This is a genomic window from Nonomuraea sp. NPDC049637 (assembly GCF_040675235.1).
Lineage (GTDB): Bacteria > Actinomycetota > Actinomycetes > Streptosporangiales > Streptosporangiaceae > Nonomuraea.
In genome coordinates this window covers 113,694-130,355 of sequence record NZ_JBFAOM010000015.1, presented here as the reverse complement: position 1 = coordinate 130,355, position 16,662 = coordinate 113,694, and the positions used below count along the sequence as shown (strand labels likewise).

Annotated in this window: 10 protein-coding genes; 6 read left to right on the top strand and 4 right to left on the bottom strand. The window is 72.2% G+C overall.

The features are described from left to right. Nucleotides 1–1,394 precede the first annotated feature (1,394 nt). Both lexA and AB0J71_RS22185 read left to right on the top strand, forming a co-directional pair. Entirely contained in the window at nucleotides 1,395–2,102 is a 708-nt protein-coding gene (lexA, locus tag AB0J71_RS22190; protein WP_352325993.1) for a transcriptional repressor LexA, read from the top strand. A gap of 402 nt (nucleotides 2,103–2,504) precedes the next feature. After that, nucleotides 2,505–3,632 (top strand): aminotransferase class I/II-fold pyridoxal phosphate-dependent enzyme, encoded by a 1,128-nt coding sequence (locus AB0J71_RS22185; protein WP_352325994.1) that lies wholly within the window; start codon nucleotides 2,505–2,507, stop codon nucleotides 3,630–3,632. Nucleotides 3,633–3,762: 130 nt separating this feature from the next. On the opposite strand, the gene AB0J71_RS22180 is transcribed toward AB0J71_RS22185, so the two are convergent. Then, nucleotides 3,763–6,909 carry a PDZ domain-containing protein gene (locus AB0J71_RS22180; protein ID WP_364415764.1) on the bottom strand — a complete coding sequence of 1,049 codons (3,147 nt, stop codon included), beginning with the start codon at nucleotides 6,907–6,909 and terminating at the stop codon, nucleotides 3,763–3,765. Nucleotides 6,910–7,065: 156 nt separating this feature from the next. On the opposite strand from AB0J71_RS22180, the gene AB0J71_RS22175 reads away from it, so the two are divergent. Beyond that, nucleotides 7,066–7,488, top strand: a complete 423-nt coding sequence (locus AB0J71_RS22175; protein ID WP_352325997.1) for a hypothetical protein — start codon at nucleotides 7,066–7,068, stop codon at nucleotides 7,486–7,488. Nucleotides 7,489–7,537: 49 nt separating this feature from the next. Further along, nucleotides 7,538–8,506, top strand: a complete 969-nt coding sequence (locus AB0J71_RS22170) for a TIGR03557 family F420-dependent LLM class oxidoreductase (protein WP_364415761.1) — start codon at nucleotides 7,538–7,540, stop codon at nucleotides 8,504–8,506. Between the two features lie 4 nt (nucleotides 8,507–8,510). Here the strand turns inward: AB0J71_RS22170 and leuS are convergent, their stop codons facing one another. After that, the gene (gene leuS / locus AB0J71_RS22165) at nucleotides 8,511–10,991 is read right to left on the bottom strand and encodes a leucine--tRNA ligase (RefSeq protein WP_352325999.1); all 2,481 of its coding nucleotides are present in this window, start codon (nucleotides 10,989–10,991) and stop codon (nucleotides 8,511–8,513) included. A 432-nt stretch (nucleotides 10,992–11,423) separates the two neighbouring features. Between leuS and AB0J71_RS22160 the strand changes: the two genes are divergently transcribed. Next, nucleotides 11,424–13,154, top strand: a complete 1,731-nt coding sequence (locus AB0J71_RS22160; RefSeq protein ID WP_364393228.1) for a hypothetical protein — start codon at nucleotides 11,424–11,426, stop codon at nucleotides 13,152–13,154. A 24-nt stretch (nucleotides 13,155–13,178) separates the two neighbouring features. Here the strand turns inward: AB0J71_RS22160 and AB0J71_RS22155 are convergent, their stop codons facing one another. Next, nucleotides 13,179–14,420, bottom strand: coding sequence for a cytochrome P450 (locus AB0J71_RS22155; protein WP_352330884.1), 1,242 nt, complete (start codon nucleotides 14,418–14,420; stop codon nucleotides 13,179–13,181). A 228-nt stretch (nucleotides 14,421–14,648) separates the two neighbouring features. Here AB0J71_RS22155 and AB0J71_RS22150 point away from each other — a divergent pair, with 228 nt between their 5' ends. Continuing rightward, entirely contained in the window at nucleotides 14,649–15,803 is a 1,155-nt protein-coding gene (locus AB0J71_RS22150; RefSeq protein ID WP_364415759.1) for an RNA methyltransferase, read from the top strand. Here the strand turns inward: AB0J71_RS22150 and AB0J71_RS22145 are convergent. Further along, nucleotides 15,778–16,611 (bottom strand): alpha/beta hydrolase, encoded by an 834-nt coding sequence (locus AB0J71_RS22145; RefSeq protein WP_364415757.1) that lies wholly within the window; start codon nucleotides 16,609–16,611, stop codon nucleotides 15,778–15,780. The two genes, AB0J71_RS22150 and AB0J71_RS22145, sit on opposite strands and share 26 nt — an antisense overlap. Between the last annotated feature and the right edge of the window lie 51 nt (nucleotides 16,612–16,662).

The window sequence follows — 16,662 nt, the reverse complement described above, 5'->3', positions numbered from 1 at the left end:
GCCCTGACGCCGGCACCCGCAGAAACCACTCCGGTACCGCGCCCCCGCCGCCGCAACGCACGACGATTCCGCACAAACACGGCACCGTCACCGATCGGAGCACTTTCCGCCCCCACAACACGTCCCAACATCTCCCGCCCCCCGCGAGCCTCACCGTCACCAGAACCCCCGTTCCTCCGCGCCCCCCGGCGCCGCGCGCCCCCCGGCCCGCTCACCACTTCCCCCCGATCCCGGCCCGCGCCCTCCCCAGAGCGCCGCGCCCGTGCCATGAACCGATCCGCCGTCCGTCCCGAGCGCCGCCCCTGCCTGTCGGACCGCTCGGCCGACTGCTCTGAGCGCCCCCCTTGCTCGCCCATCCGTCCCGAGCGGCGCCCCTGCTCCCCCAGCCGCTCGCCCTTCTTCCGGCGGCGCGCCCGCGTTTCGGGCTGCTCGGTCGCGTCGCCTGAGGGCCGCCTTCGCGTCTCCGGGCGGCCCGTGGCCTCCCCTGGACGCCGCCGTTCCCAGGGACGGTCCGCTCGGGCCTCCGCCTGGCGCTCCCGCTCCCCTTCCCGCAGGATCCCTGCGTTCCGGCCCGCCGGCCGCCCCGCGCGGCCTGCCTGACCTCGCCTGCCCGATGCCACCAGCCCCCAGCGTCCCGACGTCACCGCCTCGTCGCGCCTACCCGCCCCCTCCGCCTGACGTCGGCGTCCCCGCCCCTCCGCCTCTCCCTCCGGACGTCGTCCGGCCGCTTCGGGTGGCCGTCGGCGCCGGGTGCCGGGCTCGGGCGGGCGGGCGCGGGGTTTGGTCACGTCCGTGTCGGGCGCGCCCTGCGTACCTTCAGGACGGCGGCGACCGGTCAGCGTGTCGTCGGCGAGCGACCGCCCACCGACCTCCCGAGGCAGCGGCCGGTCGGCATCCGTGTCCGCGTCGGGACGCGGGGAGGGGACCAGCCACAGTCGGGGACGGTCCGAGCCTTGAGCGACCTTCCCGGAGCCACTGGCGCGACGCCGCCGGGTGTTCGAATCGGAAGCCGGTCGTTTTCCCGGATTTTCACGGTGGCCGGAGCCGGTTTGCGGGTCGTCTCCCCGTCGGCCACCGCCCCGGGTGGCGTCGGCGATGAGGGTGAGCCGGTTGGCGTCTTCGCTGGTCGTGTCGGTGCTCGGGGTCGTTCGCACGATTGACCTCCCGCCGTCTGGCCCGAGGAAACGGCCAAAATAAGATCAGCAAATCGAACACGGTGTCGATCGAACTCCCGTACGATGTTGTACACCACGCTGGCGACAATTTCGAGGAAGACTCGAACAATTGTTTGAAGATGATCTTCAACAGCGATACGGTCGCTGTGTGCGACATCAAGACCACGGACCGGGAGGTTCGCCAGTGAGGCGGGCCGCCGCCAGGCGAGGAGGAAGAGCATGAGCGAGCGGGAAGACGCTAACGGGGTCACAGACCTCGCGGTGCGCCGACGCGACTCCCTGGGCCTGACGCCCAGGCAGCGCAAGATCCTCGAAGTGATCCGCGATTCGGTGCAGCAGCGCGGCTACCCGCCCTCGATGCGCGAGATCGGCGAGGCCGTGCAGCTGACGAGCACGTCCAGCGTGTCGCACCAGTTGACCGCCCTGCAGCGCAAGGGATACCTGCGGCGCGATCCGCACCGGCCGCGCGCCCTTGAGGTGCGCCTGCCCGGCGAGCCCGTGCTGTGGGTCGACCCCGACGCCACCGACGACGAGGCTCCGGTGAGCCGGCCGACCGCCGCCTACGTCCCGCTGGTGGGCCGCATCGCCGCCGGTGGTCCGATCCTGGCCGAGGAAAGCGTGGAGGACGTCTTCGCCCTTCCCAAGCAGCTCGTCGGCGAGGGCACGCTTTTCCTGCTCCAGGTCGCCGGTGACTCGATGATCGAGGCCGCCATCGCCGACGGCGACTGGGTGGTCGTCCGCCAGCAGCCGGTCGCCGAGAGCGGTGACATCGTGGCCGCCATGATCGAGGGCGAGGCCACGGTCAAGACGTTCAAGCGCAAGGACGGGCACGTGTGGCTGGTGCCGCACAACCCGAACTACGAGCCCATCCCCGGTGACGAGGCCAGTGTTCTGGGCAAGGTGGTGGCCGTCCTCCGCCGCCTCTGAACCTCCGGCCGGCGCCCTTTCCTGCGGCCGCCGTTCGATTTCCTGCGATCCGGCCTCCCTCGCACGGGGGCTGTGGTCGTCGGCGCCATGTGGCGATTCCTCGCAAGTCGCACGCACCGAACGCCGCCCTCCAACGCTGAGGCTCTTCCATCCGGGCCTCGCGTGGAGGGCGGCGTCGTCGTCGCCCGCTCACCTTTCTCCCGGGGCGTTCCTTCGGGCCCCGGACACCTTTCTCCCGGGACGTTCCTTCTGGCCCCAGAACACAACGCGGCCGGCCCCGCACACCACCCCGACCCGGACGTCCGCTCCCCGGTTCGACACGCCGGCCATGCAGCCGCCCCCATCGGCAGGCACCTGCACCAGGCCCCCTTCCGCCACACCGCAAACTCCTAGACTGTGCCCGTGACCGACACGAATGCCCCAAAAGAGACCCCCGCCTCCAAAGAGTTGAAGGACCTCAAAGAGACGCATGACGGTCTCAAATGGGCAATCACCGCCCCCGGTGTCATCCCCGCCTGGATCGCCGACATGGACCTGGCCACCGCCCCCGAGGTGGTCGAGGCCCTGACCCGCCGCGCCGCCGGCGACCTCGGCTACCCGACCTGGCTGGACAAGCCGCAGGCCGGCCCCCTGGCCGAGGCGTTCGCCGAGCGCATGGCCGTCCGCCACGGCTGGACGGCCGACCCCTCGCACGTCCACACCTTCAGCGACATCAACCAGGCCCTCCAGGTGCTGCTGCACCTCTGGACCAAGCCAGGGGACGGCGTCGCGCTGCACACCCCCGCCTACCACCCGTTCCTGACGACCCTCGACGTGATGGAACGTCCGCTCGTCCCCATCCAGCTCGAACCGGATGGCGACGCCTGGCGGTTCGAGGTGCCCGACCTGTCCGGCTGCCGGGTGCTGCTGCTGGTCAACCCGCACAACCCGACGGGCCGCGTGTTCACCCGCGCCGAGCTGGAAGGGCTGGCCGAGCACGCCGAGCGCCACGACCTGCTGGTGCTGGCCGACGAGATCCACGCCGACCTCACCTACGCGCCCCACCGGCACATCCCCTTCGCCACGATCCTCCCCGAGCGCACGGTCACCCTCACCTCGGCCACCAAGGCGTTCAACCTGGGCGGCATCCGCTGCTCGGTCGCCCACATCGGGCACGCCGGGGTGCGCGCGGCCCTGGCGGCGCAGCCGCCGTTCCTCTTCGGGTCGACGCACCTGTTCGGGGTGGAGGCCACGGTCGCGGCCTGGCGGCACGGCGACGCCTGGCTGGACCGGACCCGGGCGCTGCTCGACCACAACCGCCGGCTGCTCGCCGAGCGGCTGCCGGACCGGTTCGGGTACCGGATGCCCCAGGCCACCTACCTGGCGTGGCTGCACACCGGGCAGCCGGGCATGGCCGAGGTCATCGAGCGGGAGGCCAAGGTCCAGCTCAACGACGGCGCCGCGTTCGGCCCGGGCGGCGCGGACTACGTACGGCTGAACTTCGCGACGACGGAACCTGTGCTCTCGGAGATTCTCACCCGACTGAGCTGAGTGGCGACGCAACCGCCGCTCTCGGAGATTCTCACCCGACTGAGCTGAGGGCGGCCGGAGCCGGTGCCGAGCTGAGGGGCAGCTGGTGCCGAGCTGAGGGGCGGCCCCGACGGGCCGCCCCTCAGGACGGTCAGCTCAGCGGCGGCAGGTCCGGCGCGGTCGCCGCCGGGCGCTCCTCCAACGCGGCGAGCGCCAGCTCGACCGCCTTGGCCAGCTGCGGGTCGCGGCCCGCCACCCGGTCCTGCGGCGTGATCACGACCTCGACGTCGGGATCGACGCCGTGGTTCTCCACGCCCCAGCCCGGCCCCTCCAGCCAGAACGCGTACCGCGGCTGGGTCACCACGGTCCCGTCCACCAGGGAGTAGCGCGAGTCGATGCCGATGACGCCGCCCCAGGTCCTGGTGCCGACCAGCGGGCCGAGGGCGCGGTTCTTGATCCCGGCGCTGACGATGTCGCCGTCGGACCCGGCGAACTCGTCGGCGACGGCCACGATGGGCCCGCGGGGCGAGTCCTCGGGGTAGCGCATGGGCTCGTAGCCGCGGGCCCGCGCCCAGCCGGTCACCTTGCGCGACAACTTCTCCAGCACCAGCTCGGACAGGTGCCCGCCGCCGTTCTCGCGCACGTCCACGACCAGCCCGTCGAAGGCCATCTCGGTACGCAGGTCGCGGTGGAACTGCGCCCACCCCGAGGCCACCATGTCCGGGACGTGCAGGTAACCGAGCCGCCCACCGGACGCCTCGCGGACGAAGGCCCGCCGGCTCTCCACCCAGTCGTGGTAGCGCAGCTGGCTGTCGTCGGCGAGCGGGGTGACGACGACCCGGCGCGGCGAGCCGCCGGCCGCGGGCCGCACGGTGAGCTCCACGGGCTGGTCGGCGGTGCCGGACAGCAGCGCGAGCGGACCGCGTACCGGATCGACCGGCTGTCCGCCCACCGCCACGATCGCGTCGCCGGGACGGATCGCGACGCCGGGCGCGAGCAGCGGCGAGCGGGCCGCGTGGTCGGAGGTCTCGCCCGGCAGAATGCGCTGGACCCGCCAGGTCCCGTCCTCCTCCTTGGCCAGGTCGGCGCCGAGCAGGCCCTGGCGGCGGCGCGGGTCGCTGACGCCGTCGTGGCCCCTGGCGTAGGCGTGCGAGGTGCCGAGTTCGCCCTGCACCTCCCACAGCAGGTCGATCAGCTCGGAGTGGCAGCCGAGGCGGCCGACCAGCGGCTCGTACCGGTCGAGCGTGGCCTGCCAGTCGACGCCGCCCATGTCCTCGCGCCAGAAGTGGTCGCGCATGAGCCGTCCGGCCTCGCGGTAGCCCTGGAGCCATTCGGCGACCGGGTCGATCTGGACGGCGATCCGGTCGAGGTCGATCGTGACGACCTCGTCGCCCTCGCCGGCCGCCCGCGTCTGGAGGCCGTTCTTGCCGTTGGTGACGAGCCTGGTGCCGTCGCCGCTGACCTCGAAGGCCCGCACATCCTTGCCGAGTTCGGCCTTGGCGCGCTTCTTGAGGTCGTAGCGTTCGAGCACGGTCTCGTTCACCGGCTCGGTGCCGTCGCCGAGCTGGCCCGTCAGGGGGTGGCGGAGCCAGAGCAGCGCGTCCTTGGCGGTCCTGAGGTTGCCGTAGCGGCCCGCCGGCACGGGGACGGGGACCACGCGGGAGGCCAGCGCCTCGGGGTCCACCTCGGTACGCGGCGGCGCGTCGTCCTTCTTGTCGTCCTTGCCGGGCTTGTCGTCCTCCCCGTTGAACCCCCGTCCCTGCAACGAGGGGTCGAACGGCGACGGCGTGGCGGCCTGCAGCGGCACGATGTACGGCCGGCAGCCCGCCGGGAACGACAGGTCGAACACGTGCGCGTCGTACACCGGGTCGAACGTGCGCACCGACAGGAAGGCCAGGTGCTTGCCGTCCTTGGTGAACACCGGGTCGTAGTCGGAGAAGCGCAGCGGCGTCACGTCGATCACCGACGTGCCGTCCACGCGGCCCATCTTGATCTGCGACAGCGGCTCGTGGTCGGGGTGCACCCAGGCCAGCCAGCCGGAGTCCGGCGAGAAGGTGACCCCGCTGATGTCGCCCTGCGTGGTGCGGTCGAGCTCCCGCAGGTCGCCCGACTCCAGGTCCACGACGAGCAGCCGCCCGTCGTGCGTGGCCACGGCGGCGTGCTTGCCGTCGGGCGCGGCGGTCAGTTCGAGCACCCGGCCGAGCTGCCCGCCGGCCAGGCTCCTGATCTCGCCGCCGGGGGTGCCGATCTCCAGGCCGTCCTCGCCGCCGGCGTCGGAGACCCACACGGCCCGGCCGTCGGCGCCGAGGGCGCGCGGCAGGCGCACCCGCACGCCGGGTTCCACCCGGAGCGCGCCCGCGGGCCCGTCGCGGTGGGTCACCCAGTGCGCGGTGCCGCGGATCTCGACGGCGCTGGCCCGCCCGGTCGGGTCCGGGGAGAAGGCGCCGACGCGCGTGGGCGCGGGCCGGCGCGCCCGTCCCGGCCGCGGGCCGCCGAGCTTGACCTCCAGCTTGTACGGCTCGGCGTCCAGGCTCTCCAGCAGCCACAGGTCCCCCGCGTGGCTGTAGATCACCCGCTCACCGTCGCTCGTGGCGTGACGGGCGTAGAACTCGTCGTGGTTGGTGTGCCGGCGCACGTCGGACCCGTCGGGAAGGGCCGAGTAGAGGTTTCCCACGCCGTCCGCGTCGGACAGGTAGACGATCCGGTCGCCGACCCAGCTCACCGCCCAGTACTGGGCGGGGCTGTCGGCGAACAGCCGGACGAACTCCCCGTCGCCGTCGGCGTCGACCCAGATCTTGGCCGCCGTGCCGCCCCGGTAGCGCTTCCACTGGGACGGCTCGCGCCAGACCGGCGACACCGTGGCCACCTTCGCGCCGCTGACGGCCGCCTCGCTGACCCACCCGTACGGCAGCCGCTCCGCCGGCCCCCCGTCGAGCGGGACGGCGTACGCCCACAGCCGGGTACGGGACGCCTCCCCGGTGGAGCTGACCGCGAGCACGGCTCCGTCGCCGGTCCAGCCGCGGACGCCGGTCATGGCGTTGCCCCAGTGCGTCAGCCGGGTGCCTTCGGCGCCGTCCAGCTCGGCCGCGAACACCTCGGGGGCGCCTTCCTTGCCGCTGGTCCACGCGATGCGCGAGCCGTCGGGCGAGAACCGCGGGGCGGAGACCGGCACGCGGTCGGCGGTGAAGCGCCAGGCCCGGCCGCCGGCGACGGGGGCGAGCCAGACATCGTCGTCGGCGACGAAGGTGACCAGGTCACCGGACAGATGTGGATATCTCAGGTATGCGCCATATGTCACAGCTAGACACTAATGCGAGACACCAAACCAGCTAAAGATTTTCTCTCAGAGCACGGCGCCACCGTCCGCGAACAGCCAAGACCGCCCGATGCCCCGGATGTGCGGGGAACGGCAGGGAAGGAGCCAATCGCTACAAATCACACACTGTGAGGAATCATGCGATTTTTCGTCCGACCGCACCAGCTCCCGGGCCGCCTGGCCGCCGCCGCCATCATCCTCAACTCCGGGTTCGGCAAGACCAAGGCCGACGAGCAGACGGCGGCCGGCCTGCACGGCATGGCCGCGGGCACGTACCCGTTCCTGCGCGGCCAGGACCCGGTGGCCTTCACCCGGCTGCTGTCGAAGGGCGAGCTCGCCCTCGGGGCCGCGCTCGCCCTGCCGTTCGTGCCGTCGTTGCTGGCCGGCGCGGGGCTGACCGCGTTCGCGGCCGGCCTGCTCGGGCTCTACCTCAGGACGCCGGGCATGCGCGAGGAGGGCAGCCTGCGCCCGACCCAGCAGGGCATCGGCCTGTCCAAGGACCTCTGGCTGCTGGCCATCGGCCTCGGGCTGGTGATCGAGGAGCTCCGCAGTGACGATTGATCTCCGGATGCCCGACCCTAATCCGGACAAAGCTGGGTAGCCCGACCACATGGTACAAATCGGCTACACCTTGATGTCCGAGCAGACCCCGGCCCGCGAACTGGTGGACTACGCCGCCACCGCCGAGCGCGTCGGCTTCGACTACGCGGTCATCTCCGACCACTACTTCCCGTGGATCGAGGAGATGGGCCACTCGTCGTACTGCTGGTCGGTGCTGGGCGCGGCGGCGCAGGTGACCGAGCGGCTGCCGCTCATGACGTACGTGACCTGCCCCATCATGCGCTACCACCCGGCCGTGGTGGCGCAGAAGGCGGCCACGATGGGGGTGCTGAGCGAGGGCAGGTTCACCCTGGGCCTGGGCGCCGGCGAGAACCTCAACGAGCACGTCGTCGGCGAGGGCTGGCCGCCGGTGGACACCAGGCACCGGATGTTCGCCGAAGCCGTGCAGATCATCAAGGAACTGTTCAGCGGCGAGTACGTCACCTACCAGGGCGAGTTCTTCGACGTCGACTCCGCCAAGCTCTACGACCTGCCCGACGAGCAGGTGCCGATCGGCATCGCCGCCTCCGGCGGCCGGTCGGCCGAGATCGCCGCGGAGCTGGGCGACGTGCTGGTCATCAACGACCCGATGCCCGAGGTGGTGCAGCAGTTCCACGCCGCGGGCGGCCAGGGCAAGCCGGTCTACGGCCAGCTCCCCATCGCCTACGACACCGACCCCGAGGCCGCCAAGGAGCGGGCCCACCGGCTGTGGCGCTGGTCGGGCGTCGGCGGCTGGAAGGTCATGGCCGAGCTGCCCGGCCCGGTGAACTTCGCCGCCGCGGCCGGCTCGGTACGCCCCGAGGACGTCGCCGAGAGCGTGCCCTGCGGCGACGACGTGGACGCGGTCGTGCAGGGCGTCAAGAAGTTCGCCGACGCCGGATACACGCACGTGGCGCTCGTGCAGATCGGGCACGACCAGCAGGAGCCGTTCTTCGACTGGGCGGAGAAGGAGCTCCTGCCGGCCCTGCGCCGGATCTAGCCGCCTACGGGACGATGTTGACCAGCTTGGGCGCGCGCACGATCACCTTGCGCGGCGTGCCCTGGAGGTAGCCGGCCACCTTGTCGGAGGCCAGGGCCAGGGCCCGCAGCTCGTCCTCGGAGATGTCGGGGGCGACCTCCAGCCGGTCGCGCACCTTGCCCGCCACCTGCACCACGCACGTGACCGACTCCTGCACCAGCAGCGCGGGGTCGGCGACGGGCCAGCCGGCGAAGGCGACAGGACCGGTGCGGCCCAGGCGCTCCCAGCCCTCCTCGGCGACGTAGGGCGCCACCAGCGACAGCATGACGGCCAGCGACTCGGCGGCCTCGCGCACCGCCGGGTCGGCCGCGCCGGGGCCGGAGTCGATGGCCTTGCGGGCGGCCGAGGTCAGCTCCATCATGCGGGCCACCGCGACGTTGAAGCGCTGCGACTCGACCAGCTTGGTGACCTCGTCGATCGTGCGGTGGGTGACCTTGCGCAGCTCGGCGTCGCCGCCCTCGAACGGCACGCCGGGCTCGGCGGTCGCCTCCGACATCACGCGCAGCGCGCGGGCCAGGAACTTCTGCGAGGCGGCCGGCGAGACGTCGGCCCAGTCGATGTCGTCCTCCGGCGGACCGGCGAAGATCATCGTCAGGCGGACGGCGTCGACGCCGAAGGCGTCGATCTGCTGGCCCAGGTCGATGCCGTTGCCCAGGGACTTCGACATCGCCTTGCCGCCGTTGATCACCTGCCCCTGGTTCAGCATGCGCAGGAACGGCTCGGTGAAGCTCACCATGCCCATGTCGTGCAGGACCTTGGTGAAGAAGCGCGAGTACAGCAGGTGGAGGACGGCGTGCTCGATGCCGCCGACGTACTGGTCGATCGGGCCCCACTTGCGCACCTGCTCGGGGTCGAACGGCCCGTCGGTGTAACCGGGCGAGGTGTACCGCAGGAAGTACCAGGACGAGTCGACGAACGTGTCCATCGTGTCGGTGTCGCGCTGGGCCGGACCGCCGCACTTGGGGCACTCGACGTTGACCCACTCGGTGGCGCTGGCCAGCGGGGAGACGCCCTTGGGCGCCAGCGCCTCGCCGCGCAGGTCGGGCAGCGTGACGGGCAGCTGCTCGTCGGGGACGGCCACCTCGCCGCAGTCGGCGCAGTGGATGATCGGGATCGGCGTGCCCCAGAAACGCTGGCGGGACAGCAGCCAGTCGCGCAGCCGGAAGTTGACCGCGCCGGCGCCCCGGCCCTCGGCCTCCAGGATCTCGATGATCTTGGCGATGGCCTCGGCTTTGGTCAGCCCGTCGAGAGGGCCGGAGTTGACCAGCGTGCCCTCGCCGGGCGTGGCCTCGCCGGTCTCGCCGGGGTCGGCCAGGCCGGTGTGCACGACGACCTTGACCGGCAGGTCGAACTTCCGCGCGAAGTCCAGGTCGCGCTGGTCGTGGGCGGGCACGGCCATGATCGCGCCGTGGCCGTAGTCGGACAGCACGTAGTCGGCCGCCCAGACCGGGATGCGCTCGCCGCTGACCGGGTTGACCGCGTGGCGGCCCAGGAAGACGCCCGTCTTCTCCTTGTCGGTGGACAGGCGCTCGATGTCGCTCAGCTTGGCGACCTCGGCGCGGTAGGCCTCGAAGGCCGGGCGCTGCTCGTCGGTGACGATCTCGTCGGCCAGCGCCGCGTCGACCGCGACCACGAAGAACGTGGCGCCGTACAGGGTGTCGGGGCGCGTGGTGTAGACGTGGACCGGCTCGTCGCGGCCCTCGATCTCGAACAGCACGTCGGCGCCCTCGGAGCGGCCGATCCAGTTGCGCTGCATGGTCAGCAGGCGCTCGGGCCAGCCGTCGAGCTGCTCCATGTCGTCCAGCAGGCGCTGGGCGTAGTCAGTGATCTTGAAGTACCACTGCGTCAGCTCGCGGCGGATGACGTCGGCGCCGCAGCGCTCGCACTTGCCGGCCACGACCTGCTCGTTGGCCAGCACCGTCTGGTCGTTGGGGCACCAGTTGACCAGGCCGCCCTTGCGGTAGGCCAGGCCGCGCTCGAAGAAGCGGTTGAACAGCCACTGGTTCCAGCGGTAGTACTCGGGGTCGCTGGTGTGCAGGCGGCGCGACCAGTCGAAGGAGATGCCGTAACGCCGGAAGGAGTTGGCCTGCGTCTCGATGTTGGCGTAGGTCCACTCGGCGGGGTGGGCGTTGCGCTTGATCGCGGCGTTCTCGGCGGGCAGCCCGAAGGAGTCCCAGCCGATCGGGTGCAGGACGTTGTAGCCCTGCTGCATCCAGTAGCGCGCGACGACGTCGCCGATGGCGAACACCTCGCCGTGGCCCATGTGGAGGTCGCCCGACGGGTAGGGGAACATGTCGAGCATGTAGCGCCGCTCCCGGGGGTCGGCCGCGTCCTCGCTCGCCCGGTAGGTGTCCTGTTCCTCCCATCGCTGCTGCCACTTGGCCTGCAGCGCCTGCGGGTCGTACTCACTCACGGCTACTGTCCTTCTGGCTTGACTCGGACCCATAAGAAAACCCCTCGTGCACGACGAGGGGTAGCCGCGACGGCGAGACCTCTCAGGGCCGTCGCGGCCCGCTAAGAAGCAGGGTCGCGGAACGCATGTGTCAAGCCTAGCGCACGTCTTCGACGGAATGCAGATACTCCGGCGACCGGCGCAGGCACAATAGACCCTTCAGGTCCAGCGAGACCTGATGGTGATGTATCCGTTGTGACCTCATATGTCCCTTTAGAATACTGTCGTCGCGTGGTGTACCCAGCTGAGCCAGATCGACCGGAGGGCGACCTGCCGCTGCAGGATCCGCCAACCGATCCGCGCGGCTTCGCTCGTTTCGCTGCGAAACCAGCCGTATCTCCTGGAAAATCCCATGAGATCATGCCTGGTACGTCAAATCCGGATATAGCGGCACATCCGGACACAACCTCGGGAGGGCCGGCAGCAATGGCAACGGAGAATTCCGCGAGCTCCGGGGCGTCGCACCTGCCACCGTCCTGGCCGGAGGCCCGCAACGACGTGCCTTCCTCCTGGCCGTCCAGCGGGCAGGAGTCCTCCGGCGTGCCGATGTCGTGGCCGGAGGCCGCCCCGGCACAGCCGTCCTGGCCCGAGGCCCCGCAGGCGCCGTCCTGGCCCGAGCCGCCGCGCCCCGAGGGCTCCTGGCCCGACGTGCCGCGCAACGACTCCTCGCGGAACGACCTCCCGCGCACCGGCTCCTCGCGCGACGACGGCCGGGCGCAGCAGCGGGGCGGCGACGCGTCGTGGCCGGAGCCGGCGCGGCCGTCCTGGCCCGACCCGCCCCGGCAGGAACAGGGCTGGCCCGAGGCCCCCCGCCAGGAGGTCCCCGTCTCGTGGCCGGAGCAGCAGCAGCCGGCCCAGCCGCAGGACCCGGTGCCCGCCTGGTCGCAGCCGCCGACGCCGTCCCCCGGCGCGTGGTCCAACCTGTCCACGCCGGCGCCCTGGCCCAACAGCCCCACCCCCGCCCCCTCCCCCGCGCCGTCGGCGTCCGCCGCCGACCCGCTGGACCGCACGGTCACGCTGGGCCGCGCGTCCGGCCCGCTCGACGCCCCCGTCCAGCCCGCGCCGTCGCCGCTCGACGGGCCCGGCAGGCCCGGCGGCCCGTCCGCCGCCCCGGCCGACGAGCACACCGTCATGTACGGCGGCCGGCAGGCCGACACCATGGTGGGCGACCCCGCGATGCCCCCGGGCCCGCTCGCGGCGGCCCACGTCGGCGCGCCCCCGGCCGGACCGGGCATGCCCGGCGACGGCCACCCCGACCAGCCGCGCCCCGGCTCCAACCTCAACCGCGACCCCTCCGACCCCGACCGCCGGTTCGTGACGGCCGGTCAGATCAGCGGCTCGCGCACCCCGCCTCCCGACCGCCAGCAGGAGCTCTGGAACAACGTCTTCGGCGACGAGTACCAGGGCGGCGACCACGACTCCCTGGACGACGAGCCGGGCAAGCCCATCTGGATCTACGCGCTCGGCGGCTCGGTGGTGATCGCCCTGATCGCGGCGCTGCTGTGGGCCTTCCTCGCGGGCCCGCTGGCCGGCGAGGACACCCCGGAGGGCAAGACCGCCTCCTCCCCCACGGCCTCGGCCGGCCCCACGAAGGCGGGCACGGGCAAGCGCTCCACCACGATCCCCGCCCTGCCGAAGTACCCGGGCAAGGCGTCCCCGGTGACCGGCCGGGTCGAGGACGCCGCGGCCGGGGTCTCGCTGCCCCGCCTGGGCGGCAGCTGGCAGCTCGACCAGCGGGCCACGGTCAAGTCCACCTTCGGCTACGACACCCGTCAGTACACGGAGGTCGCGCCCGACAAGTACGCCCAGGTCATGTCGGGCCCGCTGCCGGCCAGTATGTCCTCCCTGTACGACAAGGACGACCTGGAGCCGGTCATCCGGCGCATGGTGCTGCAGGCCCGCAAGGACTTCTACCCCGACGGCAACAAGGTCAGGAAGATCGCGCAGCAGCCGATCAAGGTGGGCGCCTCCACCGGCCGGCTCATCGCGTACGCCATGACCGCCGGCACGGAGAAGGCCACGATCGTCACGATGGCGGTCAACACCGGCGGCAGCGTGCCCGCCATCGTGTTCGTGTCGATCCCGGACGAGGGCAAGCAGCTCCTGCCGGACATCCGTACCGTGATGAACCAGCTCAAGCTGACCGCGCAGTCCTGAGCCCCGGGCGCCGCCGCGCCCGGCTCAGAACGTGCACTCCATGTGCTTGATCCCGTTGATGAACGAGGAGTGCAGGCGGTCGGGCCGGCCGCCCTCGATGTGCGGCACCCGGCGCAGCAGCTCGCGGAACATCACCGTGATCTCCCGCCGGGCCAGGTGGGCGCCGAGGCAGAAGTGCGGCCCCGGCCCGCCGAAGCCGACGTGCGGGTTGGGGTGGCGGGTGATGTCGAAGCGGTACGGGTCGGCGAACACCCGTTCGTCCCGGTTCGCCGCCCAGTAGAACAGCACCACCTTCTCGCCGGCGCGGTAGAGGTGGCCGTTCATCTCGTGGTCGCGGGTGACCTTGCGGCGCATGAAGTTCACCGGCGAGGCCAGCCGGACGATCTCCTCCACGGCCCCTGGGGCGCGGCCCTCGACGTCCTCCAGCCACAGGGCGCGCTGGTCGGGGTTCTTGGTGAGCAGGCGCAGGCCGTAGGAGATGGCGTTCCTGGTCGTCTCGTTGCCCGCGACCACCAGCAGGATGAAGAACGAGCCCAGCTCCTGCATCGTCAGCCGCTCGCCGTCGATGTTGGCGTTGACCAGCGAGGACGTCAGGTCGTTGGTGGGGTTGGCGGTGCGGTGGGCGGCGAGGTCCTGGACGAGCTGCTGCAGCTCCATGCCGGCGGTGAGCAGGCGGGTGGCGAGCTGGTCGAGGTCGCCGCCGGTGTATTCGGGGTCGAAGCCGCCGAGGATGACGTTCGAGCGGTCGAAGACGAACCGGTAGTCGCGCTCGGGGATGCCCATCATGTCGCAGATGATCTTCAGCGGAAGGCGCGCGGCCACGTCGGTGACGAAGTCGCCGCCGGGACCGGCGGCCAGCAGGTCGTCGACGATGCGCACGGCGGCGGCCTCGACGTCCGACTCGAACTGCTTGATCATCTTGGGGGTGAACGCGCGGGAGACGATCCTGCGCAGCCGGGCGTGCCGGGGGTCGTCCATGTTGATCATGGAGCCGAAGTACTCGGTGAACTCGGCGGGCATGTCGGGGATGTTCGTCGCGCCGCCGTCGCCGGAGCAGAAGACCTCGGGGTTGCGGCTCGCCTCCAGGATGTCGGCGTGCCTGGCCAGCGCATAGTAGCCGGGCCCTTTGGGCGCGACGGCCAGCTCCATCTCCTCGAAGAAGGCCGGCGTCTCGCGGGCGCGCAACCGGTCGAACGCCGCCTCGCGCTCGCTCATGGGCCTGGCCCAGAAGTTCCGGTCCGAAAGGTCGAAGTCCAGGACGGTCATAGGGCAATCATTCGGAAAGCGACCACTTACGTCAATGGGTTCGACGTACACCGTACGTGGCTGCCGGAAAAACCGGTGGCTCGCGCGGACGGGGCTTTGTAGGGTGCCGCGCATGACGTTCTTCTTCCTCCTCGGCTAGCGATCCGCCGGCGGGCCGTGGGCTGACCCACCGCCGGTGATGCGGGGCGGCCTGCCGCCGTCCCGGGTCGCTACGTGGGAGAAGAACAGTTGCTCACCTTGGCGGTGGCCAGGGCGGTGCGTGGCACCGAACCCCTGGTCGCGGCGGAGATCCGGCGTGCCCGTCTCGGGGCCGTCGTCGGCGTCCGCCATCGGGAGGTGTGGTTCGAGGTCCGGCCCGGCGCCGGGCTCCTGGGATTGCGCACCGCGGACGACGTACTGCTGGCCGCGGCCGTGGTGGACGGGGTCGGCCACGGCCGCTCCGCGCTCGCCCGGCTGGCGCGGGCGGCCCGCGGGATCGACCTCGGCGCGCCCGGCGGCCCCGACGTCGAGGTCTCGGCCTCGTTCGTGGGACGCCGCAACTACACCAGGCACGAGATCGAGGATGCCGTCGGGACCGAGCTGGCCCGGTCGTGGCGGCTGCGCTACCACTCCCGGCGGGACGGCGGCCGGCCACCTGCGGGGGCGACGGCGTGGCGGGTGACGATCGAGGGCGACCAGGCGGTCATCGCCCGGCGGGCCGGTGACCGGCCGCTGCACCGCAGACCGTACAAGACGGCCTCGATCCCGGGCACGCTGCACCCGCCGCTGGCCGCCGCGATGGCCCAGCTCGCCGGGGTGGGCGCGGCGGGCTTCCGCGGCGTCGTGCTCGACCCCTGCTGCGGGGCGGGCACCACCCTCATCGAGGCGCACGCGCTCACCCACACGCCGCACGCCGGAGCCGCCGGAGCCGCCGGATTTGCTGAGCTCTCCCCGCTCGCGCTCGCACCACACGCCGGGCTCTGCGGGCTCTCCGGGTTCGTCGGGTTCGACCGCGATCCGGCCGCCGTCGCGGCGGCCGCCGCGAACGCGCGGGCCGCCCTGCCACCGGACGGTACGGGCCCGTTCCGCTGGGGGCTCGCCGACGCCGGACGGCTCCCCGTGGCGGACGGAAGCGTGCGGCGGGTGCTGGTGAACCCGCCCTGGGGACGTCAGGTGCCGCCGCGCGGCCTGCTGGGCCCCGGGCTGGACCCGTTGTGGCGGGAGGTGCGGCGGGTGCTGGAACCCGGCGGCCTGGCCGTGGCGCTGCTCCACGACGATCCCGGCACCGGTGCGACAACGGCCGGCGCGCCGGACGGGTTCGCGGTCGAGGAGACGGTCCCGGTGAGCCTGTCAGGGCGCCACCCGGTGATCACCGTGCTCAGCAGCCGAGCCAGTCGAGGATGAGGCGGTTGACCTCCGCGGGCCGTTCCAGGTGGAGGAAGTGGCCCGCGTCCGCCACCAGCTCGACCCGCGACCCCGGCGGCAGGCTGCCGGCCGCGTCCTTGGCCATCTCCGCGCCCATGCACCCGTCCCGCTCGCCGTGCAGGTACAGGACCGGGCCCGCGGTGGCGGGGTCGACGTCCGGGTAGCGGCCCGAGGGAGGCGTGGTGCCGAGCGCGGCGCGGTAGTACCCGATGGCCGCCGCCATGTTGGCGGGCTCGCCCAGGCTGCGCCGGACGAACGCCAGGTCCTCGGCCGGGTCGTGGCCGGGCGACCAGTCCCGCCACAGCCGGTCGAGGAAGGCCGGGTCGGCGGCGGCCGGCTCGGCCAGCACGGTCTGGAACAGGAATATGTAGAACGACCGCTTGAGCTGCTCGTACGCCAGCAGCCCGGGAAGCTGCGCGCCCGGCGGCGGCACCGCGAGCGCGACGGCCCGGCGGAAGCGCCCGGCCAGGGCGTAGGCGGGGAAGGCCCCCCAGTCGTGCCCGACGATCACCGCGTTCTCGTCGCCGCCGAGCTCCTCGTGCAGCGCGCGCACGTCGGCGACCAGGGCCGCCTCCTCGTACGCGCCGTCGGCCGGGATCTCGGTGGGCGCGTAACCGCGGCTGAACGGCGCGACGGCGCGGTAGCCGCGTCCGGCCAGCTCGGGCATCAGGTGCCGCCAGGTGTGCGCGGTGTCGGGGAACCCGTGCAGGCACAACGCCAGCGGCCCCTCCCCCACGGTCAGATACGCGAACTCCACGCCGTTGGCGTGGATCGTTCTGATCTCCATGACTGCGAAACCTAGCATTCGCCTCCTTCCGGGAGTACCACTGCACAAGGG

Coding starts and splice junctions, on each gene's coding strand:
- lexA (WP_352325993.1), top strand. CDS start 1,395: ATGAGCGAGCGGGAAGACGCTAACGGGGTCACAGACCTCGCGGTGCGC.
- AB0J71_RS22175 (WP_352325997.1), top strand. CDS start 7,066: ATGCGATTTTTCGTCCGACCGCACCAGCTCCCGGGCCGCCTGGCCGCC.
- AB0J71_RS22170 (WP_364415761.1), top strand. CDS start 7,538: ATGGTACAAATCGGCTACACCTTGATGTCCGAGCAGACCCCGGCCCGC.
- leuS (WP_352325999.1), bottom strand. CDS start 10,991: ATGGGTCCGAGTCAAGCCAGAAGGACAGTAGCCGTGAGTGAGTACGAC.
- AB0J71_RS22160 (WP_364393228.1), top strand. CDS start 11,424: ATGGCAACGGAGAATTCCGCGAGCTCCGGGGCGTCGCACCTGCCACCG.
- AB0J71_RS22155 (WP_352330884.1), bottom strand. CDS start 14,420: ATGACCGTCCTGGACTTCGACCTTTCGGACCGGAACTTCTGGGCCAGG.
- AB0J71_RS22145 (WP_364415757.1), bottom strand. CDS start 16,611: ATGGAGATCAGAACGATCCACGCCAACGGCGTGGAGTTCGCGTATCTG.